The organism is Alteromonas sp. 38, from assembly GCF_902506055.1.
GTDB classification, from domain to species: domain Bacteria; phylum Pseudomonadota; class Gammaproteobacteria; order Enterobacterales; family Alteromonadaceae; genus Alteromonas; species Alteromonas lipotrueae.
In genome coordinates this window covers 566,117-591,173 of sequence record NZ_LR733300.1, presented here as the reverse complement: position 1 = coordinate 591,173, position 25,057 = coordinate 566,117, and the positions used below count along the sequence as shown (strand labels likewise).

Annotated in this window: 30 protein-coding genes and 2 tRNA genes; 25 read left to right on the top strand and 7 right to left on the bottom strand. The window is 41.9% G+C overall.

What is annotated here, in order from left to right:
- Positions 1–50: 50 nt before the first annotated feature.
- From FLAVO9R_RS02545 to FLAVO9R_RS02515, 7 genes are all read left to right on the top strand, one after another.
- Entirely contained in the window at positions 51–548 is a 498-nt protein-coding gene (locus tag FLAVO9R_RS02545) for a hypothetical protein (RefSeq protein WP_159528496.1), read from the top strand.
- 117 nt (positions 549–665) lie between these two features.
- Positions 666–1,328 carry a hypothetical protein gene (locus FLAVO9R_RS02540; RefSeq protein ID WP_232370560.1) on the top strand — a complete coding sequence of 221 codons (663 nt, stop codon included), beginning with the start codon at positions 666–668 and terminating at the stop codon, positions 1,326–1,328.
- Between the two features lie 535 nt (positions 1,329–1,863).
- Positions 1,864–2,301 carry a hypothetical protein gene (locus FLAVO9R_RS02535; RefSeq protein WP_159528492.1) on the top strand — a complete coding sequence of 146 codons (438 nt, stop codon included), beginning with the start codon at positions 1,864–1,866 and terminating at the stop codon, positions 2,299–2,301.
- A 149-nt stretch (positions 2,302–2,450) separates the two neighbouring features.
- Positions 2,451–2,780: a hypothetical protein gene (locus FLAVO9R_RS02530; protein ID WP_159528490.1), complete on the top strand. Its 330-nt coding sequence runs from the start codon at positions 2,451–2,453 to the stop codon at positions 2,778–2,780.
- Between the two features lie 59 nt (positions 2,781–2,839).
- On the top strand, positions 2,840–3,217 hold the full coding sequence (locus tag FLAVO9R_RS02525) for a hypothetical protein (protein WP_159528488.1): 378 nt from the start codon (positions 2,840–2,842) through the stop codon (positions 3,215–3,217).
- A gap of 382 nt (positions 3,218–3,599) precedes the next feature.
- Positions 3,600–3,971, top strand: a complete 372-nt coding sequence (locus tag FLAVO9R_RS02520; protein WP_159528487.1) for a hypothetical protein — start codon at positions 3,600–3,602, stop codon at positions 3,969–3,971.
- 126 nt (positions 3,972–4,097) lie between these two features.
- Positions 4,098–4,610: a hypothetical protein gene (locus FLAVO9R_RS02515; protein WP_159528485.1), complete on the top strand. Its 513-nt coding sequence runs from the start codon at positions 4,098–4,100 to the stop codon at positions 4,608–4,610.
- Between the two features lie 2,628 nt (positions 4,611–7,238).
- Here FLAVO9R_RS02515 and FLAVO9R_RS02510 read toward each other — a convergent pair.
- Together FLAVO9R_RS02510 and FLAVO9R_RS02505 are read right to left on the bottom strand one after the other, a co-directional pair.
- Positions 7,239–7,314, bottom strand: a tRNA-Ala gene (locus FLAVO9R_RS02510).
- Between the two features lie 57 nt (positions 7,315–7,371).
- Positions 7,372–7,448 (bottom strand) — tRNA-Ile (locus FLAVO9R_RS02505).
- 399 nt (positions 7,449–7,847) lie between these two features.
- Between FLAVO9R_RS02505 and FLAVO9R_RS02500 the strand changes: the two genes are divergently transcribed.
- From FLAVO9R_RS02500 to FLAVO9R_RS02445, 12 genes are all read left to right on the top strand, one after another.
- The gene (locus tag FLAVO9R_RS02500; RefSeq protein ID WP_159528483.1) at positions 7,848–8,237 is read left to right on the top strand and encodes a hypothetical protein; all 390 of its coding nucleotides are present in this window, start codon (positions 7,848–7,850) and stop codon (positions 8,235–8,237) included.
- 131 nt (positions 8,238–8,368) lie between these two features.
- Positions 8,369–8,755, top strand: a complete 387-nt coding sequence (locus FLAVO9R_RS02495) for a RidA family protein (protein ID WP_159528481.1) — start codon at positions 8,369–8,371, stop codon at positions 8,753–8,755.
- A 93-nt stretch (positions 8,756–8,848) separates the two neighbouring features.
- The gene (locus tag FLAVO9R_RS02490; protein WP_159528479.1) at positions 8,849–9,298 is read left to right on the top strand and encodes an acyltransferase; all 450 of its coding nucleotides are present in this window, start codon (positions 8,849–8,851) and stop codon (positions 9,296–9,298) included.
- Positions 9,299–9,444: 146 nt separating this feature from the next.
- Positions 9,445–9,678 (top strand): ribbon-helix-helix domain-containing protein, encoded by a 234-nt coding sequence (locus FLAVO9R_RS02485; RefSeq protein ID WP_159528477.1) that lies wholly within the window; start codon positions 9,445–9,447, stop codon positions 9,676–9,678.
- Positions 9,665–9,928: a type II toxin-antitoxin system RelE family toxin gene (locus tag FLAVO9R_RS02480; protein WP_159528475.1), complete on the top strand. Its 264-nt coding sequence runs from the start codon at positions 9,665–9,667 to the stop codon at positions 9,926–9,928. The genes FLAVO9R_RS02485 and FLAVO9R_RS02480 overlap by 14 nt, the downstream gene beginning before the upstream one ends.
- Before the next feature lie 78 nt (positions 9,929–10,006).
- Positions 10,007–10,825, top strand: coding sequence for an alpha/beta fold hydrolase (locus FLAVO9R_RS02475; RefSeq protein WP_159528473.1), 819 nt, complete (start codon positions 10,007–10,009; stop codon positions 10,823–10,825).
- 46 nt (positions 10,826–10,871) lie between these two features.
- Positions 10,872–11,246 carry a hypothetical protein gene (locus FLAVO9R_RS02470; RefSeq protein WP_159528471.1) on the top strand — a complete coding sequence of 125 codons (375 nt, stop codon included), beginning with the start codon at positions 10,872–10,874 and terminating at the stop codon, positions 11,244–11,246.
- Position 11,247: 1 nt separating this feature from the next.
- Positions 11,248–11,805: a hypothetical protein gene (locus tag FLAVO9R_RS02465; protein WP_159528469.1), complete on the top strand. Its 558-nt coding sequence runs from the start codon at positions 11,248–11,250 to the stop codon at positions 11,803–11,805.
- A gap of 531 nt (positions 11,806–12,336) precedes the next feature.
- Complete coding sequence (locus FLAVO9R_RS02460; RefSeq protein ID WP_159528467.1) at positions 12,337–12,549, top strand: hypothetical protein; 213 nt, start codon at positions 12,337–12,339, stop codon at positions 12,547–12,549.
- A 146-nt stretch (positions 12,550–12,695) separates the two neighbouring features.
- Positions 12,696–13,163, top strand: coding sequence for a nuclear transport factor 2 family protein (locus tag FLAVO9R_RS02455; protein WP_159528465.1), 468 nt, complete (start codon positions 12,696–12,698; stop codon positions 13,161–13,163).
- An 11-nt stretch (positions 13,164–13,174) separates the two neighbouring features.
- Complete coding sequence (locus FLAVO9R_RS02450) at positions 13,175–13,663, top strand: GNAT family N-acetyltransferase (protein ID WP_159528463.1); 489 nt, start codon at positions 13,175–13,177, stop codon at positions 13,661–13,663.
- A 45-nt stretch (positions 13,664–13,708) separates the two neighbouring features.
- The gene (locus FLAVO9R_RS02445; protein WP_159528461.1) at positions 13,709–13,942 is read left to right on the top strand and encodes a hypothetical protein; all 234 of its coding nucleotides are present in this window, start codon (positions 13,709–13,711) and stop codon (positions 13,940–13,942) included.
- 482 nt (positions 13,943–14,424) lie between these two features.
- Here FLAVO9R_RS02445 and FLAVO9R_RS02440 read toward each other — a convergent pair whose 3' ends face one another.
- Positions 14,425–15,336 (bottom strand): 2OG-Fe(II) oxygenase family protein, encoded by a 912-nt coding sequence (locus FLAVO9R_RS02440; RefSeq protein WP_159528459.1) that lies wholly within the window; start codon positions 15,334–15,336, stop codon positions 14,425–14,427.
- A 256-nt stretch (positions 15,337–15,592) separates the two neighbouring features.
- On the opposite strand from FLAVO9R_RS02440, the gene FLAVO9R_RS02435 reads away from it, so the two are divergent.
- From FLAVO9R_RS02435 to FLAVO9R_RS02425, 3 genes are all read left to right on the top strand, one after another.
- The gene (locus FLAVO9R_RS02435) at positions 15,593–16,252 is read left to right on the top strand and encodes an NADPH-dependent FMN reductase (RefSeq protein ID WP_159528457.1); all 660 of its coding nucleotides are present in this window, start codon (positions 15,593–15,595) and stop codon (positions 16,250–16,252) included.
- A 179-nt stretch (positions 16,253–16,431) separates the two neighbouring features.
- Positions 16,432–16,686 carry an RNA recognition motif domain-containing protein gene (locus tag FLAVO9R_RS02430; protein WP_159528455.1) on the top strand — a complete coding sequence of 85 codons (255 nt, stop codon included), beginning with the start codon at positions 16,432–16,434 and terminating at the stop codon, positions 16,684–16,686.
- Between the two features lie 106 nt (positions 16,687–16,792).
- Positions 16,793–17,278, top strand: coding sequence for a GNAT family N-acetyltransferase (locus FLAVO9R_RS02425; protein ID WP_129736178.1), 486 nt, complete (start codon positions 16,793–16,795; stop codon positions 17,276–17,278).
- Positions 17,279–17,375: 97 nt separating this feature from the next.
- Here FLAVO9R_RS02425 and FLAVO9R_RS02420 read toward each other — a convergent pair whose 3' ends face one another.
- Together FLAVO9R_RS02420 and FLAVO9R_RS02415 are read right to left on the bottom strand one after the other, a co-directional pair.
- Positions 17,376–18,638, bottom strand: coding sequence for an NRAMP family divalent metal transporter (locus tag FLAVO9R_RS02420; RefSeq protein WP_420838765.1), 1,263 nt, complete (start codon positions 18,636–18,638; stop codon positions 17,376–17,378).
- Between the two features lie 115 nt (positions 18,639–18,753).
- Complete coding sequence (locus FLAVO9R_RS02415) at positions 18,754–20,025, bottom strand: alginate export family protein (RefSeq protein WP_159528453.1); 1,272 nt, start codon at positions 20,023–20,025, stop codon at positions 18,754–18,756.
- Positions 20,026–20,297: 272 nt separating this feature from the next.
- Between FLAVO9R_RS02415 and FLAVO9R_RS02410 the strand changes: the two genes are divergently transcribed.
- The gene (locus FLAVO9R_RS02410) at positions 20,298–21,941 is read left to right on the top strand and encodes a methyl-accepting chemotaxis protein (RefSeq protein WP_159528451.1); all 1,644 of its coding nucleotides are present in this window, start codon (positions 20,298–20,300) and stop codon (positions 21,939–21,941) included.
- Between the two features lie 96 nt (positions 21,942–22,037).
- Here the strand turns inward: FLAVO9R_RS02410 and FLAVO9R_RS02405 are convergent, their stop codons facing one another.
- Together FLAVO9R_RS02405 and FLAVO9R_RS02400 are read right to left on the bottom strand one after the other, a co-directional pair.
- Positions 22,038–22,835, bottom strand: coding sequence for a substrate-binding periplasmic protein (locus FLAVO9R_RS02405; RefSeq protein ID WP_159528449.1), 798 nt, complete (start codon positions 22,833–22,835; stop codon positions 22,038–22,040).
- A gap of 9 nt (positions 22,836–22,844) precedes the next feature.
- Positions 22,845–23,963, bottom strand: coding sequence for a hypothetical protein (locus tag FLAVO9R_RS02400; protein WP_159528447.1), 1,119 nt, complete (start codon positions 23,961–23,963; stop codon positions 22,845–22,847).
- A 219-nt stretch (positions 23,964–24,182) separates the two neighbouring features.
- Here FLAVO9R_RS02400 and FLAVO9R_RS02395 point away from each other — a divergent pair, with 219 nt between their 5' ends.
- Both FLAVO9R_RS02395 and FLAVO9R_RS02390 read left to right on the top strand, forming a co-directional pair.
- On the top strand, positions 24,183–24,584 hold the full coding sequence (locus FLAVO9R_RS02395; RefSeq protein WP_159528445.1) for a VOC family protein: 402 nt from the start codon (positions 24,183–24,185) through the stop codon (positions 24,582–24,584).
- Positions 24,585–24,621: 37 nt separating this feature from the next.
- Entirely contained in the window at positions 24,622–24,924 is a 303-nt protein-coding gene (locus FLAVO9R_RS02390; protein WP_013785580.1) for a hypothetical protein, read from the top strand.
- The last annotated feature ends 133 nt before the right edge of the window (positions 24,925–25,057 follow it).

The window sequence follows — 25,057 nt, the reverse complement described above, 5'->3', positions numbered from 1 at the left end:
AGTTAGCTGCCAAAAGGAATTCAGACGTGGTCGGATATAAATGGAGATGCATGGCTTGTGATAGCTCAAACGAAAGCGGCACCTCAGTATGCGGTAAATGCGGTTGCGCTGCTGGCGCTAGTGTTAAAGAGATAGAACAGCATTTAAACCCTGATAAAGTTCGGATGGATAAGGCGCGGAATACTTTCGATAAAAAACTGACCCAACTTTTATTTTTACCTTTTTGTGCAGTCATTTTTTCGCTTACCGGCAGGCTTGAGATTTTAGCTCTATTGGCTATCAGCTCATTATTTTTCTTTAAGACCCAATCATCATTTATATTGTTTATAAAGTCAGAAAAATGGCTAAGAAACGTCCTCATATCATGCTCAAGTTTGTTAGTAATTTTAATCGTTTCAAGAGTACTGTTCATATCTGACAATAGTATTTTTGTAGGTTGGCTAGTATTTGGCTACCTTATTGTCACTGTTTTTGCTTACTTCCTACTATTTAAACATCAACGAGGAAAAGAGGCTTTTTCAAGGTATTATCAAGCTAATGGCAGCTAACAAAAAAATTAAGTCACTCACTTCGTTCGTTGGGACGCATACACGCAGGGCGGCTTCGCCATTATGCCCTACGTGCCTGCGCCCCTTATTTAAAAGTTAGGTTTTATGGAAGTTGTTATGCCTCACTGGAAGAATGTTTTTATAGAACTAGCTTTATATTCTCTTAGAAAAGTTCATACACAATACCAATTATGGTCTCTTGGTTCACTTGAAAAGACTCACTGTATAGGGCTGAATCAAAGTGAAGGGATTTTACTAGCTTATGAAACTGATGTTTGCTCTGCAATTTCTCAAGAGTTTCTATCCTCTGTTTCTCGTTTTAAAATAACTGAAAATGAAGGAATTCAAGTGTTTAAGCTTTGGCGAGAGTTTGCTTATCAGTACGATACACAAAAAAGATGTGACCTCGTCATTCAAAAAAATGGTCAAAATGATGAGGAATTCCAAAAAGCGTATATTGAAGCTAAGCGTTGGGTAAGGGCTAGCACAAACTTGTGTGATGAAATAAAGAGTGAAAATAGTCCGCAGATTGTAAGTATTATGCAAGATATAGAGAAACTACAAGAAGAGCGCAAACATACTAACGATGACATAATCCCTTGTTTACTGATTTGGGGAGTGTCTGAAAACCCAACAAGTCCGGTTCTAAATAATAAAACTCTAAAGCCGCTATTAAATAAAGAGCAAACAATTTCTGAAAATGTTCCTGTCAAATGGGATAGTAAAACAGGAAAAATTAAAGAGTGGCTATGGGTTACTCTTGCAGAAGTAAAAACCTAACAAGGGTTTTCAAGTCGGACAAATTACAGTTGGCTTTTTGTTCGTACCTCACTTATTTTTAGCCAACTGCAATTTGCCGCTTAAAACGGCGTTATAAGGCGTCAGCCTAAACTTCGTTTGGCTTTATAAAAATCCCAGTACAACTGCCCTCACCTTTTCTAATTAGCATCGCTCTGGCTTGTGGTAGGTGTAAATCCGCCGCTTTCAATTCAAAGGTGGTGTAATAGGCGCTTAATCGCCAAATTCTTATTTTCACTCAGCAAGCGCCATTACACTCGATAGCTCAGATGGCGGCTAGCTTCAGTCAATTCAAAACCATCGTGCACTCGCATTTTGCTTGTTTGTGTTAACAATCAATCGTATGCTGGCTTCAACAGTTTTTAAACAGACCAAAGGAACTGGCTCTGCTTCTAACAAAGCGCTTAAGCCTCTCCCTTCGGTCGCTGGGACGCCTATACGCGGGGCGGCTTCGCCATTGTGCCCCACGCATCTGCGCCCCTTAGCTTAAAGTTATACGTCAAAAGGAATTTAAAGATTGCGAAAGATATTGGATGGTTTTTTCTGGGGCACCGGATTTGCTGTTGCCGTTGTACTGGTTTTAGCAACCTACTTCATTGTTGGACACATAAAAATAGAACAGACTTATAAGTATTCCATGCGTGAACTCGTTAAAGAGGATATGGATACATTTGTAGATTCTCTAAGTCTTGAATTAGTAAATTCTCAAGTAGTAGACAATGAGATCCTACTAACAACCAAAATGATTAATTTGGGCCTAACTCCCAATGCTTTCGGGCTTAGTTTAAGATTCAGCCTATTTAACACAGACGGCGAATTTATGGGGCAATGTGAAGCAAAAATTCCATCTGTAAGCTCAAATGAAGAAAGTATCCATATGTTAACTTCATGCAAGACTAAGCTATACCCAGCGGATACATTTCACAAAGCAACCGTAGATGTTTTACGCCAATGACGTATAACAAAAAAATAAAGTCGTTCCCGTTGGTCACTGGGACGCATACATGCGGGGCGGCTTCGCCATTATGCCCCACATGCCTGCGCCCCTTATTTAAAAGTTATGTGCTTATCTAAAATTGTTTAGGCTATTGAGAGGAAAGTTATTTGATTTCTGTTTTATTAATGTTCGGTTGTGCATTAGCCACATTTGCCAGTCTAGTTGTAATTTATAGAGCATTATTTTTTGCATTTCATACTGGAAGCTTTGTTTCAGCTCTGGTAGGAACTATTTTGGGTGCAATTTCTTTAGTGTTTAGTTTTAAAAATCTAGCGGAATCCGCTAATAAGGCTGAAAATAACGACAGGAAATTGGAGTGGAAAAAGCCGCTTATCACAATATTCTTTTCAGTTGTTGGAACTATAATTGCTATCTATATGGCAGGTTTGAGTGTTGGTGGCTTTTTCAATTATATAGCCAACGGCTTTAACCTTTGACAGAGCGCACATAACAAACGTTTCAAGTCGCCAGCTGGCGCTGGCTGGGACACAAACACATGGGCGGCTTCGCCATTATTGCCCATGTGTTTGCGCCCCTTAAACGGAAGTTATACGTCATGGAGGAACTATTGGATACTAGTCAACTAAAGGCTATGAAGCGATTTCGAAAAGGTGCCAGGTTCATCGGATTTTGGTTTGTTTTTATCGGTGGTTTTATGCTTTACCAGTTTTTGGGTATCTTAAACGACCCCGAAGCCACGATAACTTACAACGGTGTTCCTACTAATGAGTACTCGGTAAAGCTGGATGCTGCTATTTTTATAGGCTTATTTGTTGTTATTGGGTTGTTGGCGGCTTTTTCTCCTTCACGTTGGCTCAATAAATTATTTGTTGCAAAAATGTCCTTTAAATCAGCCATAGGTTTTAAAAAATGACGTATAACAAACAAATGTTGGGGACACAAACACGCGGGCTCTGCTTCGCAGTATAGCCCACGTGTTTGTGCCGCCAAATTAGGGCGTTATATGCCACTAGGAAAACCTAACTTATCGTTTACTTATTAGCTGGGATTGTGTGTGTTCATTTGGCTTGGGCATTTTTTAATGCTCTAGCTGTTAACAGCACATTGTTTATCAATAATAGCTCTCGAGCTATTACCTTACTTGTTAATTGGCAGGTTGTATTTAAAATGGCTTATAACAAAAAAATTAAGCACGCCCACTGCGCGGGCTGGGACGCAAACACGCAGGCCGGCTTCGCCATTATGCCCTACGTGCCTGCGCCCCTTATTTAAAAGTTAGGCACTAAGGAAAATTTATGTTCAAAGGAAGAAATAAAATGCGAATTTGTAAAATTTTTATTTGTTTATTCATACTCGGTGGATGCCAGATGGTCCCTGATGAAAAAGACGAACATATTTTTGTTTTAATGCAGGTTGATGGCAGCTATAAGTATGATGGTCAAATATATAATGCGAAGGATTTGTCAAAAGAGTTAAAAGCTAGGTTTATGGCAAACAGGATCCCTTCTCGCAAAATAGAGATTCATTGCCTTAAATATCTCAAGTTTCATCAATTGGGGGATCTAAATGTATTCTCTCAAAACAATATTAAGCCAGTTGACACTAAGGATTTTCGATTTGAATCTGAGTGCTCAGGAAATGACATAAAGTGGGACTTTGACAGTTAACGTGCCTAACAAAGCGCTTAAGTCACTCCCTTCGGTCGTTCGGACGCAGTTACGCGGGGCGGCTTCGCCATTATGCCCCACGCAACTGCGCCGCTTAGCTTAAAGTTATGTTTCATGGAGGATTTAATGACCAATGGGCCAGACTATAGCTCTTATTCAAATGACGAACTATTTGAAGCTTTAGAGGCAATTGATAGAGATGCTTTCCCACAACGCGTACAGCAAATCAACCATCAAATTACTGCTCGCTCAATTGCACTGACTGAACCCGTGCCACAAAGCACTGAATATATATCAAAACAGGGCGATGAATATGTTCCTAATGAAGTGCCAATTTGGGAGCAGATTAAAAACCTAATCCTTTCAGTATCGGTCATCATATTTGGAGGCATTGGCGTCATAGAAAATGATTTGGCTGTTACAGTATGTAGACGGTGTGAAACGGTCTATCATTTAAAGGATTCGGCTGCTTGGGTCATGTACGCTGCAATGCTATTGATGGCCGCTAGTTTTATTTCTGAGGTAGTAGATCATTATGATAAGAGAGACAATGAACATGTCTATCATAAGATTTCAAACTTCACTAGTTTACCGGGGTTGGCGTTGTTTGCCCTCGCAATGTATATACACACTCAATGAAACATAACAAACCAAGTAAGCGGGACAATAACACGTGGGCTCCCGTCACTTCGTTCCGTATTTTAGCCCACGTATTATTGCCCCTTCTTGGGGGGGTTATATGCCAAAGGAATAATATGAGTAAAAGGAAGTTTTGGGCAGTTGTCTTAACTGTCTGTTTTATCACTCACATTCTTTGTTATTTTCACTTCGTATATACCGGCGACACCGTTGCAGCCATTTTTGGGTATTTTGCATCTCTAGTCGTTATGCCGTTCGCTTTTATCGGTGTTTTAGCTATCGCATTAATATCGTTTCTAAATTTCAGTACAAAACAAAAATGGGCTTTATTTCTTGCACCTACAATTACCCTAACTAGTTTTTTAGTGTATTTTTATTATGTAATTCAATACGGTGGGCCTCATTAGTGCAACTGGCATATAACAAACAAATTATGTCACTCGCTGCCGCTCGCTGGGACGCATACACGTGCGCGGCTTCGCCATTATTGCACACGTGTTTGCGCCCCATATTTGGAAGTTATAAGGCGTCAGCCTAAACTTCGTTTGGCTTTATAAAAATCCCAGTACAACTGCCCTCACCTTTTCTAATTAGCATCGCTCTGGCTTGTGGTAGGTGTAAATCCGCCGCTTTCAATTCAAAGGTGTGTAATAGGCGCTTAATCGCCAAATTCTTATTTTCACTCAGCAAGCGCCATTACACTCGATAGCTCAGATGGCGGCTAGCTTCAGTCAATTCAAAACCATCGTGCACTCGCATTTTACTTGTTTGCTTTAACAATCAATCGTATGCTGACTTTATTAGTTTTTAAAACGTCCAAAGGTAAAGGCTCTGCTTCTAACAAAGCGCTTAAGCCACTCCCTGCGGTCGCTGGGACGCCTATACGCGGGGCGGCTTCGCCATTATGCCCCACGCATCTGCGCCCCTTAGCTTAAAGTTAGAAGGCGTCAGCCTAAACTGCATTTGGCTTAATACAAATATCAGTTCAACAGCCCTCACCTGTTGTTCGCAACATCGCTCTGGCTTTAGGTGCTTTTAACTTCGCCGCTTTAAATTCAAAGGTCGCGCAATAGGCGCTTCATCGCCAAATTCTTATTTTACTCGGTAAGCGCCATTGCGTTTGCTAGTTCAAATGGCGGCTTGCTTCAGTCAGATCAGCAACATCACTGCGCTGGCATTTTGCTTGTTTGCTTTAACAATCAATCGTATGCTGGCTTTATTAGTTTTTAATAAGGCCAAAGGTATAGGCTCTGCTTCTAACAAAGCGCTTAAGCCACTCCCTTCGGTCGCTGGGACGCCTATACGCGGGGCGGCTTCGCCATTATGCCCCACGCATCTGCGCCCCTTAGCTTAAAGTTAGGCCTATGAATGTGAAACTTACCACCATTGTTTTTTTATCCCTGTTTCTGTGTTCGTGTGCACTAAAGGACGATCTCCCTAGTGAATGGGGAAGTTTAAATTCTGATTGCTCGGACGTAANTTTAAACTTCCCCATTCACTAGGGAGATCGTCCTTTAGTGCACACGAACACAGAAACAGGGATAAAAAAACAATGGTGGTAAGTTTCACATTCATAGGCCTAACTTTAAGCTAAGGGGCGCAGATGCGTGGGGCATAATGGCGAAGCCGCCCCGCGTATAGGCGTCCCAGCGACCGAAGGGAGTGGCTTAAGCGCTTTGTTAGAAGCAGAGCCTATACCTTTGGCCTTATTAAAAACTAATAAAGCCAGCATACGATTGATTGTTAAAGCAAACAAGCAAAATGCCAGCGCAGTGATGTTGCTGATCTGACTGAAGCAAGCCGCCATTTGAACTAGCAAACGCAATGGCGCTTACCGAGTAAAATAAGAATTTGGCGATGAAGCGCCTATTGCGCGACCTTTGAATTTAAAGCGGCGAAGTTAAAAGCACCTAAAGCCAGAGCGATGTTGCGAACAACAGGTGAGGGCTGTTGAACTGATATTTGTATTAAGCCAAATGCAGTTTAGGCTGACGCCTTCTAACAATTTAGTGTACGGAAAAAATCCTTTATGCAAGGTGGAAAATTTNTGAGATCTAACTCAGTTGTATGCATGACAAGCTAATCGTGAAATTGCCTTGCTATCAAATAAAGATTGATAACAAGCAATTCAAGTCAAGTAGAGTAGTAAGTACGTCTTTCGACTTCTCAATTACTCAAATTTTGATTGATTTACTAATTAAATATCAGCTTTCCAAATTGTTAAAGAACATAATGCTTTCAAAGAAAGCACTTAAGTTTGATTTTGCAATCAAAATTAAGCGCTCTAAGGCACATCTTTAAACTTTTAAACAAGACAATTTGTGTAGGCACTACACTAACAATGTCACCATCGACATTTTGGTAAGGAGGTGATCCAACCCCAGGTTCCCCTAGGGTTACCTTGTTACGACTTCACCCCAGTCATGAAACACAAAGTGGTAATCGTTTCAAATAAAGATTGATAACAAGCAATTCAAGTCAAGTAGAGTAGTAAGTACGTCTTTCGACTTCTCAATTACTCAAATTTTGATTGATTTACTAATTAAATATCAGCTTTCCAAATTGTTAAAGAACATTCGCGGTAATCAATACCACTTTTAAATACACTTGTGTAAATGCACTTAAAAGTGGTGGAGCTAAGCAGGATCGAACTGCTGACCTCCTGCGTGCAAGGCAGGCGCTCTCCCAGCTGAGCTATAGCCCCATATGTAAAACTAGTTATCTGAGATTTAACTAGTGACATTCCCTATTTAACAGGAAATGGTAGGCTTGGGCAGACTTGAACTGCCGACCTCACCCTTATCAGGGGTGCGCTCTAACCAGCTGAGCTACAAGCCTATGCTTGGTATTTATCGCTCAACTGCCTCGCTACGAAATAAGCTTAATCATAATCATTGATTATAAACTTAAACAAATTTCTGGCGGCGTTGCCTGACCGACAAACCCGCTGCGTAATAGTGTTTGTATTACATTTAGCGTTCTTCATTTAATAACAAAACAATCTGTGTAGGCACTACACTAACAATGTCACCATCGACATTTTGGTAAGGAGGTGATCCAACCCCAGGTTCCCCTAGGGTTACCTTGTTACGACTTCACCCCATATCGGAACGCTTTTCTTTGTTCCAATAGCGGGCACAGAGACTCAGTGGCTTCGTTTTGAAAAGGCCTAACAAATGCATCAAGCGGATTTTGGCAAGAGCGGCCAAAACCGCTTATGCAAAGTGTTATGCGCATATGAAAAATTTAGCTCTTTTTATTCTTATCTCTTTTTCTGCCTCAGCGGAAGAGGTCGAGTTCAGCTCTATTTTTGGTAATAACGACTACCTCAATAAGCAAATCGAATTGATGGGTTTCTTGTCTGCTGCCCCGACTCAAGCCTCAATTAATTCAAACGAGACTTCTATGCTCCCAATCGCGTATTTTCACGCGTCAGAAGAAGCGCTTGCAAGCGGAGATAAAAAGGTACTATTTTTTGATTGGCCTTCTGAACTGTGTCATAAAAACAACTGCGCCAACTATTTGGACAAAACACTGAAAGTTAAATGTGAAATTAGATACTTATCACAACCTGTAAACTTCCATTCAGTGACTAACATTGTCAATATTGAGGTTTTAAATGACTAAGCAAGCGTATAACAAACGCTCAAGTCGCAACCCGCTGCGCGGGTCGCTGGGAAAAAAACACAATGCGGCTTCGCCATTTTCGCATTGTGCTTTTGCCCCTTAGCTTAGTGTTATACCTCAAGGAGGAGCATATGAGAAAACTGGTAAGTTCGGGCTCTCCTTTGGAAGAGCCGATTGGGTTTTCCAGAGCATGTAGAGTTGGAAACATGATTTCTGTCTCCGGCACGGCACCCATAGAGAATGGCGAAACTACCTGCGTTGGGGATGTTTATGGGCAGACCAAGTACTGCCTCGAACTCTCTATTCGGGCTATTGAGAAGGCTGGAGGAAAACCGGCAGATATAATCAGAACTCGCATCATGCTTACTGACATTTCTCGTTGGGAGGAAGCCGCCAAAGCACATGGTGAGCTATTTTCTGCAATAAAGCCCGCGTGTACGTTTGTTGAAGTAAGTCGCTTCATCATTCCGGACTGGCTCGTTGAAACGGAGATCGATTGTGTCTTGGGGCAGGTATAACAAAGCCATTAAGTCTGTTCCGGCCCGATGGCCCTCCACCGGATGTCCCTGTCGGGCCGCCCCTTATTTAAAAGTTAGGCATACGGGATTATCATGCACAGCTCATTGTCACTTTCACAATATGTTAAGAAACGAAATGGCGTTCCTCTGGGTGCAAGTCACTCCTTGAGAAATATGCTTTCTCGTTCTTTCGGTGCCAAATCTTTTCCCGTATTTTGGCACTATTGGAACCCTATATGGGGCTATTATTTATCTCGTAATGTCATGCGACCGCTAGCCACTTTTTTACCCATTCCCATAGCGACTCTCATCACATTCTTAGTCAGTGGCGCACTTCACGATGTGGCAGTATCAATTGTAAAGTGGAAAACCGTTGTATTTTTTACGCCGTGGTTTGGATTAATGGGATTAATGGTTATATTTTCAAAGAGCGCAGGAATAACATACGGTAATTTTGCTTGGCCTGTTCAGGCATCAATCAATACATCTTTTATTTTTATCTCGCTAGGGGCAACGTACTTCGTGGAGAGCATGTATGCCTAACAAGCGCATAAACACTCGCTTCGCTTGTTATTTTAGCCCATGTATTTGTGCCCCAAAGTTGGGTGTTAGGTACTTTTGAGTAAAAATTAGCCCATCCAACACTTTAACGCTATAATGTTTTAACGTTACTTAAGTGGGACTTATTCATGAGTACTTTATCAAAACGATCAACCGTCTATTTCGAGCCAGCAATTCATAATGCTCTGAAACTGCGGGCTGCAACATCAGATACCTCAATATCAGAATTGATTGATGAAGCAGTGAGACTTCTTATGAAAGAAGATCAAGAAGACTTGGCTGCGGTAAGACTACGGGCCAAAGAGCCCGAAATTTCCTATGAGGACTTGCTAAACAGTTTGGAAGCTGATGGAAAAATATAGCGTCACTTTCAAGAAATCAGTAGCAAAAGATTTTATGGCAATTCCCAAATCGGACGTTAAGAAGATCCTCGCCAAAATTGACTTATTAGCTGAAAACCCTCGAAGAGATGGAGCAATTAAGCTTAGTGGACAAGACTTGTATCGTATCCGGCAAGGCCTTTATAGAATCATTTATGAAATCCGAGAAAACGAGCTTGTGGTACAGGTGATAAAAGTCGGGCATCGCTCTGATGTTTATAAACGTACCTAACAACTCAATAAACACACTCACTACGTTCGCCTTCTCAGGGCGACGTTTATTGCTGGCGTTATATTCAAGGAGTTTAAAATGAGCGACTGGAGCCTCCCGTACACCTTTCAATATAACGGGCGGGAAGTAAAGTACGGAATTAAAGGTGAGGGAGAGCCTATAATTTTGGTACACGGCACGCCGTGGTCGTCTTTCAACTTAAGGCATTTGATTGATGACTTAGCCTGTCATTATAAGGTTTACTACTTTGATCTACTTGGATATGGAGAATCGGATAAAAGTGAAGCCGATGTTTCTCTTGGAATACAAAATAAATTATTGAATGCTTTAGTTAAACATTGGGAGTTGGAGTCGCCTTTTATTGTCGGTCATGACTTCGGTGGTACGACAGTGTTGAGAAATCACATTTTAGATAAAGGTAGCTATAGAAAGATTGTTGTCATTGATCCTGTCGCGTTATCTCCTTGGGGATCACCATTCTTTAAGCATATCGAAAAACATGAAAGCGCTTTTTCTGGGCTACCAGATTATATTCATTCAGCAATAGTCGAAGCGTATATACAAACAGCTGCACACCAAAATCTTGCACAAGAAACAATTGATGGAATATTAACGCCATGGAGTGGTGAGCAGGGAAAGCAAGCTTTTTATCGACAGATTGCTCAAGCCGATTCAGTTTTTACTGATGAATTTCAAGATAAGTTTAACGAGGTAAACGCACCTGTTCTCATATTGTGGGGGGAAGAGGATGAGTGGATACCTTGCGAACAAGCTTATGCACTTCAAAGTAAAATAAAGGGTTCCAAGCTTGTGACCGTGCCAGATACGGGGCATCTTGTGATTGAAGAGGCTCCTGCTTTGCTATCTGCTGAGATTAGAGCGTTCTTCGAGAGTTGAATTTAACAAACGCGTCAATTAGGACGCTCCCAAGCTTGCGCCGTTTATGGCGACGTTAGCACTTCAGGTAGAAAACATGAACTTCGACAAGCTTACCGATGAACAAATACTAAATATAGCAAATCCATTAATGGACAACCTCATGGAGGGCTCTACCGAAAGGAATCATCAAAAGCATACTCGCGACTTTACTGATCGCCTTAAAGCAATAGTCACCGAAGACAATCTTCTGGAACAATGGAAGAAAAATAAGATAGGCGAATTTTCGAAAAGGGAATTTCTATCAATTATCCACAAAAGCGACTCTATATTTATATTATGGAAACAGTGGTTTACTAATAGCCATGAAGAATTTTTAGCTGAAATATGCATCATCAAACAAGCTGGTAAGCTTTTAGTAGACCATGTTTGGATAAGGTAACGTGCTACAAAACGCTCAAGCCTCTTCCTTCGGTCGCTGGGACGCCTATACGCAATACGGCTTAGCGTTATATGCGCATGGAAGATTAATGAGATTTATTGTTGTTTTAATTTTTGCTTGTTTTATGTCTGGATGCGCCAGCGGTTATTTGGATCTGTACGGTCAAGATGGCAAAAAGGTAGATGAATGTACCGCGGGTTTCGATTGGCATCCTATTGGTGTCAAACATTCCGTAGATTGGGTGCTTAATTATTGCTACGAATTAGCTATGTTGGAAGGCAATATTGTAAAGAGCGTATCCAATTCGTCTGTCATAGAAAAGGACTACACATATCCTACTCACCCATCGGGAATGCCTTGGAACAAAAAGCGTGCATGGTTATCATTCTGGTCAGATGAAATAGATAAGAAGCAATATGGTTATATCGTTGCGGACCTAGAAAATGAGTACCACCTTGAAACAACACGAATAGAAGCGCAGTTTCTATCTGGTGAAATAACAGAAAACCAATACAAAGCTCTTGTAGAAAAAGCAAAATATGCGTTTTATGGCAAGTAGGGCATATAACAAAACGCTTAACATATTCACAATTCGGTCACTGGGACACGAATACATTAACTCCCTTCGCTTCGCAACGAATTTTAATCTACGGTACTTTTGCCTGTTATGCTGGGTGTCATGTGCTTAAAGGAATTCTTTGTGGTGGAATTACATCTATATCTGTTTTTCTGCGTTGCGTTAAACAATGGAAGTTGCAAGTTAAGCATAACATGCACCTGCATTCATGCTCGCTGAGGTAATTATGAGTTTTGAAAAACCAACAATTTGGGGGAATGGTTCATACAAGCCTTCGGCTAAGTGTCCTAAATGCGCGTTGATAATGCATCTCAACAACCAATGCCCACACTGCCATCATTGGTTAACCGAATTTGAAAAGGGGAAGCAGCAGTATTTTTGGAAACAACAAAAGAAATCTTCAATTCTAAAAGGTATTGTACTATTTCCTGTATTTCTCTTATTGTTGTACGTAGTTTTTACGTTATTTCTATACTGAGATAACTATTTTGCATATTCACACAAGGATGCTTCATGAATATTAATGTAAGTTTCATTTATATCGTTTTAATAGTTTTCGCCATCGCACCAACAATCCTGTCTGTTTTTCTAGCTCGAAAACAAAAGCGCTCAATGTGGATTGCGGGTCTGGTCACTTTTTTTCTTGGCCTGTTCACATGGATAGGTAGTTGGATTTATCTTGGTGTTATGAATCTCATGCCTCCCAAACATGCAGCTAGTGAGTAGCCGTATAGCGCAGTGCGCAGTGCGCAGTGCTCAGCGTTCCCCGTGGCCACATGAAAAAATCATTTAAGTACACGTCAATATGCCTTGCGCCTCGGCGCCTCGGCGCCTCTCGGCCTAAAAAGATTTTTAAATGGAGCTCTTACCCGATGCATAAAATTCAGCGAATTTGTCTTTTTATATTACTTGTCACTAGCACTGCCTCACACGGACAAGAGATTCCATTTAAAACTGTTCAAGATTTATTTTCTGCGATATCAGAAGTCAACCATTCGAAAATGAAGAGTGCTGTAACAGATGACTTTCAACTACTTGAAGTAGGAGAGGATTGGGATATAAATCAGCTTATTAAGGTAGTTAAGCCCTCTGAATATTTTAGAAGAAATTATTTCAGTGTTATTAGGCTAGAAACGAGTGATAATTTTTCTTGGGTGAGTTATTGGAATAAAGCCACTTTTACTAAAGAAGCGTTAGTCGAGGAAGTAGTTTGGTTGGAAAGTGCGGTGCTAATTAAAGAGAATAAAAAATGGAAAATTCAAATGTTGCATTCAACCAAAATAAATCCTGAATACTTACCAAAAAATGTAGAGCTAACTGAGTATAAAATTGAAATATAGTAAGGATTAGAATGGTTACCCTGAGAGACTTCAATCAAAACGATATTGATAGGTTAGTGCGCATCTTAAATGATGAGGCGGTCACCAAGTTTCTTTCTACCAAAATTCCTACCCCTTATACAAAAGAGGATGCCGCTTGGTGGGTTAGTGAAGGCAGTCATTCTGGCATTATTAAAGCCATTTCTTACGATGATGTATTAGTAGGTTGCATTGGGGTTAACCGAGGGCAGTTTGAATACGAGCGCTCTGGAGAAATTGGCTACTGGCTAGATAAACGTTATTGGCGTAAAGGCATAACAGCAGAGGCCATCAGGCAAATGTCAGATTTTGTATTTGACCATACCAATATCGTGAGACTGTTTGGCGCTGTATTTGCGGGTAACCACGCTTCTATGCAGTTGCTTTTAAAATCAGGCTTTAACGAAGAAGCTATACTGAAAAAAGCCATTTATAAAAATGGACGCTTTTACGACAAGCATCTTTTCGCGAAATTGAACTAGATTCATTACTTACTTTTTAAACCTTCTTGTTGATAAAGGGATCTTGTGCCAGTAAAAAAATGGATGCTTCAGTACTGTATTGCCCTTCCAGTGGTGTTTTTATTATTGGCCGGTGTTCAGTACTTAAAAGGCAAGACCCTTTGGTACTCAATTGAGTTCGGAATGATGTGGTCTTTTATTTCTGTGGGTATTTTTGCCGTTCGAAGGGCTTACAATTTTAAGAAACATATTGATTGCCAACTATGTAGAGACTTACCTGATAACAAAGAAAAGCAGTAGTAAAAAAGCCTAATGTATACCACAGTCACCACCCACCGATGCGTAATCGGAATTTCACGCATTTTTTATAGGGAACGTAAAATAAAACTAGTGTTATTAGGTTAATACTTGTTTTAGTAGGTTGTACTTCCCTCCCCCCAGAACGATACTCCTCCCCTGTCAGACACTACGGAAATTATCAGACTTGCTACAGAAATTCGCTAAGCGGCTGGGAGGCGAATATGGTAACAACATGGGCTAATCAGGCGTAGTGATGGTATAAATAGAAGTATTGTCGCTGTGGGCGCCTGTGTGCTCACAAATAACTGAAAAAATTAAGGTACTAGAATGGATTTTTTACTCAATATTTTACTGTCAGTTGGTTTCGTTATTTTTATCATTTTTATCGTCGGACTGATGGCGGCAAAAAAGCTAAATTCGAAGCAAAAGTAACGGCGGCTCCCTCCCCCGTTATCGCTGTTTTGCATTGTCGAACATCGCACCTAAAAAGGCGCAAAATTATCTTGTGCCTGTGATGGTACTATCCATCGCTCTCGGGCATCAATATCAACGCTTTTCACACCTTGTGGTGGCATTTGCCCGCGATCCCCATACAACCAAAGTACAAAGTTACTTCTTTCGCCACTGGTGATAGGTTGTGCCGCATGCGGTACGTTTCCACGGTGGAGCATAGCGCTACCAGGCGTAAACGTTAATGGGTTTACTTTCCCTGCTTTTACATCATAAAAATCGACTGTCGAACCCGTAAATGTTTCACCCGGAACGTTTAGATTAATATTTAACGTTACTGCTGACGCGTCGGTATGCGGTCTTATCGAGGTATCGGTATTTGGCTGATAGTGAATAGAAAAGCCAAAGGTTTGTGTGTCGTACCCCATAATTTCCGGAAACAGTAAACGAGCAATTGGGCGCATGTAAGTGTCTAGCATCATGCGATAAAACGCTTGGAAACTTGGCGCAGCCAAATAGCCTTCTGAACGCTTATCTAGCATGGCACCACGACGGTTTAACACAATGCCGTAGGGCGGTCTTAGCGCTATTTCTGCATCCCATACTTTTTCTAAATAGGCGCGTAACTCAACCAAACGTTCAGGGTCAAAGAATTGGAATTGATACACATCGGGTGATACCTCTTCCAATAGCGCTTTTACCTCTGTTTCTTTTTCAGGATTTTCCCACGCTTGCATGACTGCGCTGCGTAATTTGGCATCTAGTAAAGCATCATCAAGGGTGAATAGGTTGTCTTTTTCACTGCCTTCCCACTCGCTCCACGCGTTGCTAAGCAACTCGTTATTTGTACTCCAAAACTGTTGCACAGATGGCGCACGATGAAGCATAGCCTCGCGGCTTGGTAAATCTAAAGCACGTGCTTGCTGTAATTGAGTAAATGTCATAATAAATTATCTCCAATGGCAAAATGGGGGACAGGCGTTGTATTTCAAACCGGGCCCCAAACCTATGCCTATAATCTATTACACCTGATTTAGTTAATAAATGCGGCTATTCTGGAAACAGAATTAAGATTTAGAAGATAATCAAAAATGGATATTCACTGCGATGATTTGCGATTTTCGCTTCAGTACCTCAGTATTGTTTCCACCAGCGGTGTTAGTAAACTACACAGAATAGTTTTGTAAAAGGGGCGTACCAATGAAGTTTCTTATTTTTTTAGGCACGGTACGGGATAGCACACCACCTAGACCAGCTCGTCTTGGGGAGCGCGTGGCAAAGGCGGTAATGGCCTGTTTGCAGCTTCGTTACGACGAGCATGACGTAGAATTGATAGACCCATTAGATTACCCCTTAGACGCTATCTTTAAGCCCCATTTTGCCTATGCCAAAGGTAAGGCGCCTTCAGAACTAAATGCATTGGCAGAGAAAATTGCCAATTGCGAAGCTTATGTCATGGTTAGCCCCGAGTACAATCACTCTATGAGCCCTGCCCTTGCTAATTTGCTTAATCACTTCGGTAGCTCGTTATTTGCTTACAAGCCTAGTGCTATTATCACTTATTCAGCTGGGCAATGGGGTGGTATGCGGGCAGCGGTAGGCATGCGTACTTTTTTGTCTGAGTTGGGCTGCTTACCGGTGTCGGCTATGATTCATATACCCAAGGCCCAACAAGTATTCGAAGAGAATGGTGAGATGTGTTCAGGGGAAGACCAGTCATCGTGGTTTGACTACTTTTCTCGTACTTTGAATCAATTGATGTGGTGGGCAAAAGCAGCCAAGCGCCATGGTGAAGACGTTAACCCTCATGAGGTGATTAAAAACTTTAATACCGCACCGTCAGAACGCAATTCGCCCTAAGGTAAAGCGCGCAACGCCCCTTAAATTAAAAAGGCAATCGGGGCTAATTACCCAACCGTTACGTTGACCTGCTTTTAATTTGATTTACTGCCGGTAAGTATGACGAAACCTATCTACATCGCTTTAGCTTTGCTGTATAACAAGCTTCTTCTTACCTTGTCGAGCGCACAGGAAACAAAATGAAAATATTAATACGTAATTTAGACAGACAAACTACACAAGAAGAGCTTGCTAGTTTATTTGAAACCTTCGGTTCTGTGCAGTCTTGTACAATTGTGGTTGATGAAAAGAGCGGTGCCTCTAAAGGCTTTGGATTTGTAGAAATGCCCAAGCCAGGCGAAGCTAAAGCGGCCGTTAAGTCGTTGAACAATCATGCTTTAGGCGATGCGAATATCCGTGTAAAAAAAGCAGAAGATAAACCCGAAACAAAGTAAGCCCGATACAAAGAAAACAGTGGTAGTGTAAAATCCACCAGCATTGTCTCTCATTATAAGTGGAACGTATATCAAGCTGGGGTCATATAAAGAAGTGAAGGTATGTATGAATATAGAAATCATAAAAGCAGATTATTTTGACGACGCTCATAAGCAAGCTATTCCTTATTTGCTAAACGAATATGCGAAAGATCCTATGGGCGGCGCTGAGGCACTTTCTAAACATACCTACGACAACTTAGTCGATAAGCTCTCTACACTACCCCATGCCTTTAGTATTCTTGCTTATGTTGATGGCAAACCCGCTGGGCTAATCAATTGCTTTGAAGCATTTTCTACTTTTGCCTGCAAACCCCTTATTAATACTCACGATATCGCTGTATTGCCAGAGTTCCGTGGTTTAGGACTTAGCCAAAAAATGTTAGATAAAGTAGAGGAAATAGCGCTAGAGAAAGGCTGCTGCAAGATTACCTTAGAAGTATTAAGTAATAACACGGTGGCAAAATCGGCCTATGAAAAGTTTGGTTTTACCAGCTATGAACTGGCGGAAGGTGAAGGCCACGCGCTATTTTGGCAAAAAAAATTAGGCTAACATTTAAAGTAGATTAAACGCTTTTAGTTATTGCTTGTTAAGACAACTTGCCTCATTCCCACGATGGCGCTTTTCTTAAGCGCCACAGATTAAATTATTAGCCCCATTTCCACCAAACAAACAGTAGTAAAAAGCCAAATAAATAAACTAAGCCTACGTAGCTAAGTAATGTTACCCACCAGCTGGCTTTTGCATCTTTATGTAGCGAAGCGCTTTTTACCAAACGATGATTCAGCCATGCAAACATTGGCGTGGTAACAAAGGCGAGAGTCATAGCAAAGCCTAACATGGCCAGCAGCGCAGATTTGAAAAACAGTACGATACTAAAACTGATGGCAGCCATAGCCAGTAATACGGGAACGAATACCGCATCACGAGCCATTTTATGTGGCGATACCAATGAAATGGCTTCGGCAATCACGCGGGCGTAGCCATCGTAAACTGTTAACGCCGAACCAAATATGCAAAGAAAGGCAACAATGGCTATAAGCCAGTGCGCCCAATCACCAATCGTGTTGGCATATAAGCTGACCAATTGCTGCGAAAAGCCTATGCCACCCGTTGCGAGTGTTTCGCCACTTCCATGTAATACTAAGGCGCCTAAGCCTAAAAAAAGCAGGGCTAAAATGGTGGTAACGGCATAGCCTAAGTTAAAGTCGAACAACGCATTTTTTGGAGTAACAGCGTGGGTTTTACATTGGCGCTTTAACCATAACGATGTAATGCTAGATATTTCTATTGGTGCAGGCATCCACCCCATAGTGACCACTAAAAATCCTACGGTAGCAAGCGTCCACGGTGATGGTGACTCAAAGCTGGCTGGCCTTGGCTCTATATTTATTACCGCTGCACAAAAAGCTGCGATAGTTGCTAAAACCAATACCCCCATAATGGCTTTTGCTACGCCTTCGAGGGCTTCAAAATGCCCTGCCAGTAAGATAAATAAGATGGCGCCGAGAATAGCCGCAGAGGTGATAGCAATAGAGATGTTGAAGGGCAGAAAGTAAGAAAGCAGGCTTGCAGCAAAGAGCAGGAGTGCGGCTGCGTTCACTACTGACGCCAACGCATTTAAGCACAGCGCCACAATCAAATAGCCTTTCCCCATTTGGTGGTAGCCGTATTGCAAGGTTTGCTTCGTACTGATGGTATAGCTGACACCGGCTCGGAAAAAAGGGTACTTGAGCACGTTAACCGCAAGAATAAGCACAACTAACTGCCAACCGAATTTCGCACCTGCTTGCGTTGAAGCAACAAGGTGGCTTCCGCCAACGGCGGCAGTGGCCATTAGAACGCCTGGACCAAGTAACTGCACCATGCGCATGAAGCGGTGATATTGTGTAAGTGAAATACTGAGGCTCAATCCTTTTCCTTTAATCGCAAACTGCTAGAAGCGGTTACGGAGTATACCTATTCCCGCCACAAAATTGCGAGCTTCCAGCAGTATTAGATTAAAACGAGTAAGAATTAGCACTTATTTAGAACTTGTATAACGCGCCGGTAAATACAAACTGGCTATCATCAGGGTAATCCCCACGCTCAAACCCATCACCTTTCAGCAGATAAGCCGCACCAATGGCAACCCTCAGCGAGGGTAATATCTGCCAGCGCCACCTTGCTTCCAACTGTTGCCCGATAAAGTTATCAACAGAATCAGGGGCTTTTTGGTACCACATGGCCTTGTAGCTAACCATAATATTATGTTCTTTAGAAGGTTTAGTCACACTTCTCGCGCCAACTGTGTATAAGTTTCTTCGAGGCATAGCCTGATAAACATCCGTTGGACCAAAATCGAAACGCCTTACCCCATAAAGGCTATCAAAGTTAGAAATGGTATTATCTGAGCTATCATTATCACCGCTAATCGCGTCTATTTCGCCGCGTAAGAACGTATGTTCGGTGATTTTCTTGCCTACGTTTGCGTGAAGTAACCAGCTCTCCACGTCTAGCTCCGTGGTGTCACTTGCACTGGAGGTTTGATGTGACGTGCCGGTTTGCCCAATCACTTCAATATTAGCTTTCCAAGTCTCTGCAAACGGCTTGGTGTAATCAACGGAAAGTGTGTATAAGTCACGATTTTTCGTGGCAAGTTTTTCAGAGTCTTCCTCTTTTAACCAGTAACTGTGAACCTTCACGTTTTTATCTGGTGAGGTTATATACAAACCAAAGAACTCACGTTCACTGTAGCTTTTATCAAAAGCACGTTCTGCATCGGCAACCGCCCCACTGTCGCTGGGTAATCGGCTGACCGGCAGCAAATAAAAACCACGGATGTCCCAATCATTAATTTGGTAATCTACCAGCACCCCATCGAATGCATTTTTTGTATTGCGGTACACGCCTTGACCTATCAGCCTGCGACTACCGTGATCGAAGGTAACTCGTCCCGCCGTAATCCCTTTTAAATATTGGCTATCTTGGGGCGTATACCGAGCGAAAAACTGTAGGGGTTCTAACGTATTTACCTGAGATGATTTCAACGTAGGATCGTTGTCGTCTAACCATACACGGGAATCGGCCAACTCAAGGGTGACATTGAATACATCCCAATTGGCTTCAGTTTTAAGTAGCACACGCGACGATACACGACGATTTACTTGGTCCCTGTCTTCGCTTGAGGAAGGAAATATGGGGTTATTTAAATGTTCGTAACGAAGACGCCATGAACCGCTAACGTCGAAACTGAGTTCGCTAGCAAACGACGGAACCGATAACGTTAGAAACACACCTAATATGACTATAAACTTCATAAGAGCTCTCCCCACAAAAACACTATTTCGATTTTTAAATAACCTAATTTCATTTCTATACCTCAATCGTTTTACAACTTCGACTGCTCTTAAGGCGTGAAGTATAGACGGTTAAATTAAAATCACATTACCTCTTTTGTCTACATGGTCTTGCTGTATATCTAACTAAAAATGTATTTGAAAGTCTAAGTGCAAACTTAGAATTCCTGGACTAACCTTTGCCTACGTGATTTGTAGATTAGTGCGTTATTACTAGCTAGGAAGTAAAGGCCATGCTGAACTTTGATAATTTATCTGTCAGGCAAAAATTTGCCGTTCCATTGAGTTTTGTTGCAATTTTAGTTCTGATTGTGAGTACAATAAGTATCAATAACAGTCGATATCTGGCACACAATACAGAGACACTATCTACGGTGTATACCCAATCCATCAGCATTGCCCTAAATGCCGACCGAGATTTATATCAAGCCCATTCGGCGCTGTTAGAACTCATGCTCAACCGCTCAATGAACTCAACAGCTGGCAGTGATCACCTTGCAGATTACGAAGAAAATGCTGATCAAGCTAAAGCTCGGATGATGGAGGTTAAAAGCCTGATTAAAGATTACCCGGAAATGCTCAGTGTTACGCGAGATTTCACCCAAGATTATCAAAACTGGATAGCTTTAAACCAAACCGTCATTGAGCAAATTGAGAATGGGAATATCTCTGCGGCAGCACAGCTATATCGCACCGAGGGGATGGAGTTGTTCGAAACCTTGCGAGGGAATTACGATCGTATCGGTGAGGCTGTTAAAACGCAATCTGATGAAGTTACTCAACAAAGCCTAGATTCAAATGCAGTGCAAACGTGGTTTCTCATCATTGCCATTGTACTAGCTGTGCTGGCTTGTATTGGTAGTATTATTGTTGGCCCCCGACTTGTCACCCGTCGCATTCATATTCTGAAAAACATGCTGGTTTCTATAAGCGAAGGTGAAGGTGATTTAACTCAACGCTTAAACACGGATGGGAACGATGAAATTACCGCAGTGGCTGTAGAATTCAATAATTTCATGAACAACCTACAACGACTTATCACTATGGTGAAAGCCGATGCTGAATCGCTCGCTGACGCACAGTATTCATTAATTAGTGCAGCCGATGCTACAAACACTATTTCGGGGCAGCAGAGCGAAAATTTAGATCAAATTGCGACTGCGGTTACCGAATTAAGTCATGCACTACGTGAGGTAGCAAATAGTACGCAAGGGTCATTGGCCGAAACTCAACTAGCGAACGATGAAGCACTTGCGTCCCAAGAGGCGGTATCACAATCGACCGAGAGTATTTCACTGATGTCAGGAACCATCAGCCAAGCAAGAGACGTTATTGAGGAATTAGCCAAAGAAACATCAAAAATTTCATCCTTGCTAGGGGTAATTCGCGATATTGCTGACCAAACCAATTTGCTAGCGCTAAACGCGGCTATTGAAGCGGCAAGAGCGGGCGAGCAAGGCAGAGGATTTGCTGTTGTCGCAGATGAAGTACGTTCTTTAGCAAACAGAACGCAACAAGCTACAGGCGATATTAACACTATGCTCGTTAATCTTAATAAAGGGGTAGATGAGGCAGTAAACTCAATAAACAGTGGTGCATCACAGGTTACCGATGTGGTGGGTTTATCTTCGGCACTTTCTGAACGATTGCAAAAAGTAGTAGAGGCAGTGAGTGGCGCTAACGACGGCATCTATCAAATAGCCTCTGCCACTGAACAGCAGAGTCAGGTAGTTGATAGCGTAAATGAAAACATTTCTTCACTGAATACGCTAACTCAAAAAGCAGTACACACTGTTACTAGGTCAAGCGAAGCCAGCGAGAACGTTAATAAGGTGTCGAATAGCTTAGGTCAGAATGTAGGGCGCTTTACTGTATAAACGCAGCAAAACTGAAATAAAAAAGGAGAGCGCGCTCTCCTTTTTAATGCCTCATTTCCGGCATAACCTTCATCGGTTAGCGCAACGGTTTAACCGTTAGCGCCTGTCGAAGTTAACCGGCTTTTTAGGATCTTGGTAAAAACCGTCTTTTAACAACCGTTTAAAGCGAGTTAGTTTCCCTTCTAATGTTAGTTCTTCTAAGCCTTTGTTGAAAAGCTCAATAAGAAGCCTGTCGTCATTTCTCCCCTTTGCTACCAGTAAATGCGTGGTGACGGTAGAGATAAACGGGTCGATAGTCATTACCGCTTGGCGCTGCTCGTTAGTGAAGTCGCGTTGAAGTAAATACCAACCAGTTAAATCATCGATGGGAAACAAATCAATTTCCCCACTCACTAAGGCTTCAAGGTTCTCTTTATCTGTAGCGTAGGTGGTTACCGAAGGGGTATTTTCAATATAAGCGGCCAACTCGTTATTGTACAAATAGCCTTCTGTCACCCCCATTTTTTTGTCTTTAAGTTCGTCAAAACTCGACCATGACGCTATATCAGACTTAGCATTTACATAAAAGACTAAGCTTTCGGCAGTGATAGGGTCGCTGTGCCAGAATTTCTCGCCTCTAGCGCGCACAAAATTACCGTACGACAGTGCATCAAATTCGCCATTCAATGTGGCTTCTACCGCTTCATCCCACGGCATTGAGACAAATTCAACCACCACTCCGGTTTCTAAAAAAGCCTGTGAAATAATGTGGTTAATATAGCCGTTGTGCTCCATCTCTGAAGAGGTGTAAGGTGCATATTCAGTGGTAGCAATTTTAATTTTTAGCCAGGCATGCCCCCAGCTTTGCAGTGGGACTAACGCCAAAAGTAGTGTGAAAATAGCTAATAAACGCATAATCTTCCCTTAGAAATAGATACCTAAATTAATATTCAATCTGTGTGTTGTTTCTTGTCGACCACCTAGGTCTAAGCCCACGCCTGGACCGCCAGAAAACCACATATTTTTCCCTTGAATACTATCTACATAAACAAACAATTTGTCCCAGCCAAAACTACAGCCATTTATCCATTGCGATGAATCTCGGCCTGACGCTTCGTCACCCTGCGCCACACTGTACTCGGTATAACACGTAAGTGAGTTAATACGGGTGAATTTATAAGGTACGGAATACACCAAATTCGCCGAATATGTCGACCCATCGGCAGCCGCTAAGAATGGAAAGGTAAATGCAGAAAGCGAAATTCTATCTGTGGCTTGTCCCTCAGGCGCAGCTAAATCGTATTCGTAATCAATGTATTGTAGCTCTACTTTAAAATCACCTTGCTGATGACGAACGTGAACGGCGTAAGCTGTCATGTCGCCATCTTCTAGCGTATCTAAGTTTAAGATATCGCCATATTGGTAAGACACACCAATGTCGGTGGTACTCCTAGGCAGCAGCTTCGCGGTATAGTTTGCACGTAAGTTGTATTGGCCATCTTCTTGGTTACGAAACTCACCATCGTCGGCCACATCGAATGAGTAGCGGCCAAATTCAGCGGCATCGTTATATTCATCATTCATGAAGTAAGCGGCTTGAAAGTCCCAATTACCGTAATCATGATTTATCTTAATGCCGGCTTCGTAGTCATCTTCAAAGCCTAAGTAGTAATTTACCGAAAACCAGAAGTTGTTTGAACCAAAGGGCTGCAAGCCGAAAGGAGTTTGGGTGATACCCGCGGTAATGTCGGTCGATTCGTCCCAATGGTAGGTAAGTTCGGCAAAGCGAATAGTGTCGAAATCGGTATTTTCATACCATCGGTATTCTGCTTTATAGCTAAACTGATCTGACTCGCCAGCGACACCTAACTTAATAGATTCAAATTCAAATCCATCTCTTATCTCAGGTAGTTGCCAATCTTGGTGCCCATAATTAACTCGCACATGGCCACTAAGCGTAAAAGGGAGCTCATCTGCCTGCACTGCTAAGGAATTGCTGCCTAGTAGCGCGGCTAAGGAAAGTAGTGGAAGTTGTCTGTTCATTCCTTGTCCTAATGTCAATTTGCTCACAATCTGGACCACCCCATTTTTGGAAGCCCTCGTTGTGATATATATTCCTTCAGTACAAATTATATAGAGTGAACCTTACAAAAAGATCATTGTCGTACACGAAATATGTAAAGTAAGTTTGTCGATGAAGCACATTTCATTTGCGTTAAATAGTGGGTAAAATTTCACAAAATTTACGTAAAACAAGATTCTATGCAGCATCACATTTCAGCTATTACCTTCCTTGTAGACAATTACGACAGCGCTATTGCCTATTTCACCCAAACCCTTAATTTTTCACTTACCGAAGACAGAGATAAAGGGGAAGGATCGCGCTTTGTATTAGTAACACCGAAAGGCAGCGCAACGTCACTCTTGTTAGCTAAAGCTAACTCGTACGAAGATAAAGCGATGATTGGAAAGCAAGCTGGGGGTAAAGTGTTTATGATTTTATATACCGATGACTTTTGGCGCGATCATCAATCAATGTGCGATAAAGGCGTTGAGTTTTTAGAAGCGCCGCGAGAAGAAGCTTACGGTACAGTAGCTATTTTTAAAGATTGTTTTGGCAATAAGTGGGATTTACTTCAACCCGCGCCTGCCGACCTTAATTAGGTGTAACGACACCCTCTGGAGATTTGTTTTGTCCCCCATGAAGCGTTCAATCATTACCGATATTGTGGCTATATTAGCCATTGCGATACTCATTGCAACGGCGTTTTATGGGCTTGAAGCCAGAAAAGAAGTTATCTATTTATGTGATAACTTTACGCCAGGGGTATCGAAAAATAGTGTTGAACGACAATTAAATACCACCAATTTACTGGTATGGGATACCGAGTTTTTAGCGGTTGGTAGCCGCATAGTGGCCTATAGCCCGCTAAATTTCGGCTACATGCACTGCCGGGTTGAGTTCAACAGGCAAGACATTGTGGTGTTTTCAGTAGTGGAATAGCCCGCTTTTCGCTCAGAAACGGTGCAATGTTTACAAGTCAGCAACTTACCGTTTACTCTGCGGTTAAAAGTCGTAAAGCTGTGCGTACCAATAGATTTTAAGCTAAGCATGTTATCTAACCACAGCCCTGTAT

What these genes read in the sequence shown, in the direction of transcription:
- FLAVO9R_RS02480 (WP_159528475.1), top strand. Translation starts at nt 9,665, where the DNA reads ATGGAAAAATATAGCGTCACTTTCAAGAAATCAGTAGCAAAAGATTTT.
- FLAVO9R_RS02435 (WP_159528457.1), top strand. Translation starts at nt 15,593, where the DNA reads ATGAAGTTTCTTATTTTTTTAGGCACGGTACGGGATAGCACACCACCT.
- FLAVO9R_RS02470 (WP_159528471.1), top strand. Translation starts at nt 10,872, where the DNA reads ATGGCGACGTTAGCACTTCAGGTAGAAAACATGAACTTCGACAAGCTT.
- FLAVO9R_RS02490 (WP_159528479.1), top strand. Translation starts at nt 8,849, where the DNA reads ATGCACAGCTCATTGTCACTTTCACAATATGTTAAGAAACGAAATGGC.
- FLAVO9R_RS02395 (WP_159528445.1), top strand. Translation starts at nt 24,183, where the DNA reads ATGCAGCATCACATTTCAGCTATTACCTTCCTTGTAGACAATTACGAC.
- FLAVO9R_RS02515 (WP_159528485.1), top strand. Translation starts at nt 4,098, where the DNA reads ATGACCAATGGGCCAGACTATAGCTCTTATTCAAATGACGAACTATTT.
- FLAVO9R_RS02475 (WP_159528473.1), top strand. Translation starts at nt 10,007, where the DNA reads ATGAGCGACTGGAGCCTCCCGTACACCTTTCAATATAACGGGCGGGAA.
- FLAVO9R_RS02410 (WP_159528451.1), top strand. Translation starts at nt 20,298, where the DNA reads ATGCTGAACTTTGATAATTTATCTGTCAGGCAAAAATTTGCCGTTCCA.
- FLAVO9R_RS02450 (WP_159528463.1), top strand. Translation starts at nt 13,175, where the DNA reads ATGGTTACCCTGAGAGACTTCAATCAAAACGATATTGATAGGTTAGTG.
- FLAVO9R_RS02495 (WP_159528481.1), top strand. Translation starts at nt 8,369, where the DNA reads ATGAGAAAACTGGTAAGTTCGGGCTCTCCTTTGGAAGAGCCGATTGGG.
- FLAVO9R_RS02440 (WP_159528459.1), bottom strand. Translation starts at nt 15,336, where the DNA reads ATGACATTTACTCAATTACAGCAAGCACGTGCTTTAGATTTACCAAGC.
- FLAVO9R_RS02430 (WP_159528455.1), top strand. Translation starts at nt 16,432, where the DNA reads ATGAAAATATTAATACGTAATTTAGACAGACAAACTACACAAGAAGAG.
- FLAVO9R_RS02390 (WP_013785580.1), top strand. Translation starts at nt 24,622, where the DNA reads ATGAAGCGTTCAATCATTACCGATATTGTGGCTATATTAGCCATTGCG.
- FLAVO9R_RS02425 (WP_129736178.1), top strand. Translation starts at nt 16,793, where the DNA reads ATGAATATAGAAATCATAAAAGCAGATTATTTTGACGACGCTCATAAG.
- FLAVO9R_RS02485 (WP_159528477.1), top strand. Translation starts at nt 9,445, where the DNA reads ATGAGTACTTTATCAAAACGATCAACCGTCTATTTCGAGCCAGCAATT.
- FLAVO9R_RS02400 (WP_159528447.1), bottom strand. Translation starts at nt 23,963, where the DNA reads ATGAACAGACAACTTCCACTACTTTCCTTAGCCGCGCTACTAGGCAGC.
- FLAVO9R_RS02500 (WP_159528483.1), top strand. Translation starts at nt 7,848, where the DNA reads ATGAAAAATTTAGCTCTTTTTATTCTTATCTCTTTTTCTGCCTCAGCG.
- FLAVO9R_RS02520 (WP_159528487.1), top strand. Translation starts at nt 3,600, where the DNA reads ATGTTCAAAGGAAGAAATAAAATGCGAATTTGTAAAATTTTTATTTGT.
- FLAVO9R_RS02415 (WP_159528453.1), bottom strand. Translation starts at nt 20,025, where the DNA reads ATGAAGTTTATAGTCATATTAGGTGTGTTTCTAACGTTATCGGTTCCG.
- FLAVO9R_RS02525 (WP_159528488.1), top strand. Translation starts at nt 2,840, where the DNA reads ATGGGCGGCTTCGCCATTATTGCCCATGTGTTTGCGCCCCTTAAACGG.
- FLAVO9R_RS02405 (WP_159528449.1), bottom strand. Translation starts at nt 22,835, where the DNA reads ATGCGTTTATTAGCTATTTTCACACTACTTTTGGCGTTAGTCCCACTG.
- FLAVO9R_RS02460 (WP_159528467.1), top strand. Translation starts at nt 12,337, where the DNA reads ATGAATATTAATGTAAGTTTCATTTATATCGTTTTAATAGTTTTCGCC.
- FLAVO9R_RS02545 (WP_159528496.1), top strand. Translation starts at nt 51, where the DNA reads ATGGCTTGTGATAGCTCAAACGAAAGCGGCACCTCAGTATGCGGTAAA.
- FLAVO9R_RS02540 (WP_232370560.1), top strand. Translation starts at nt 666, where the DNA reads ATGCCTCACTGGAAGAATGTTTTTATAGAACTAGCTTTATATTCTCTT.
- FLAVO9R_RS02455 (WP_159528465.1), top strand. Translation starts at nt 12,696, where the DNA reads ATGCATAAAATTCAGCGAATTTGTCTTTTTATATTACTTGTCACTAGC.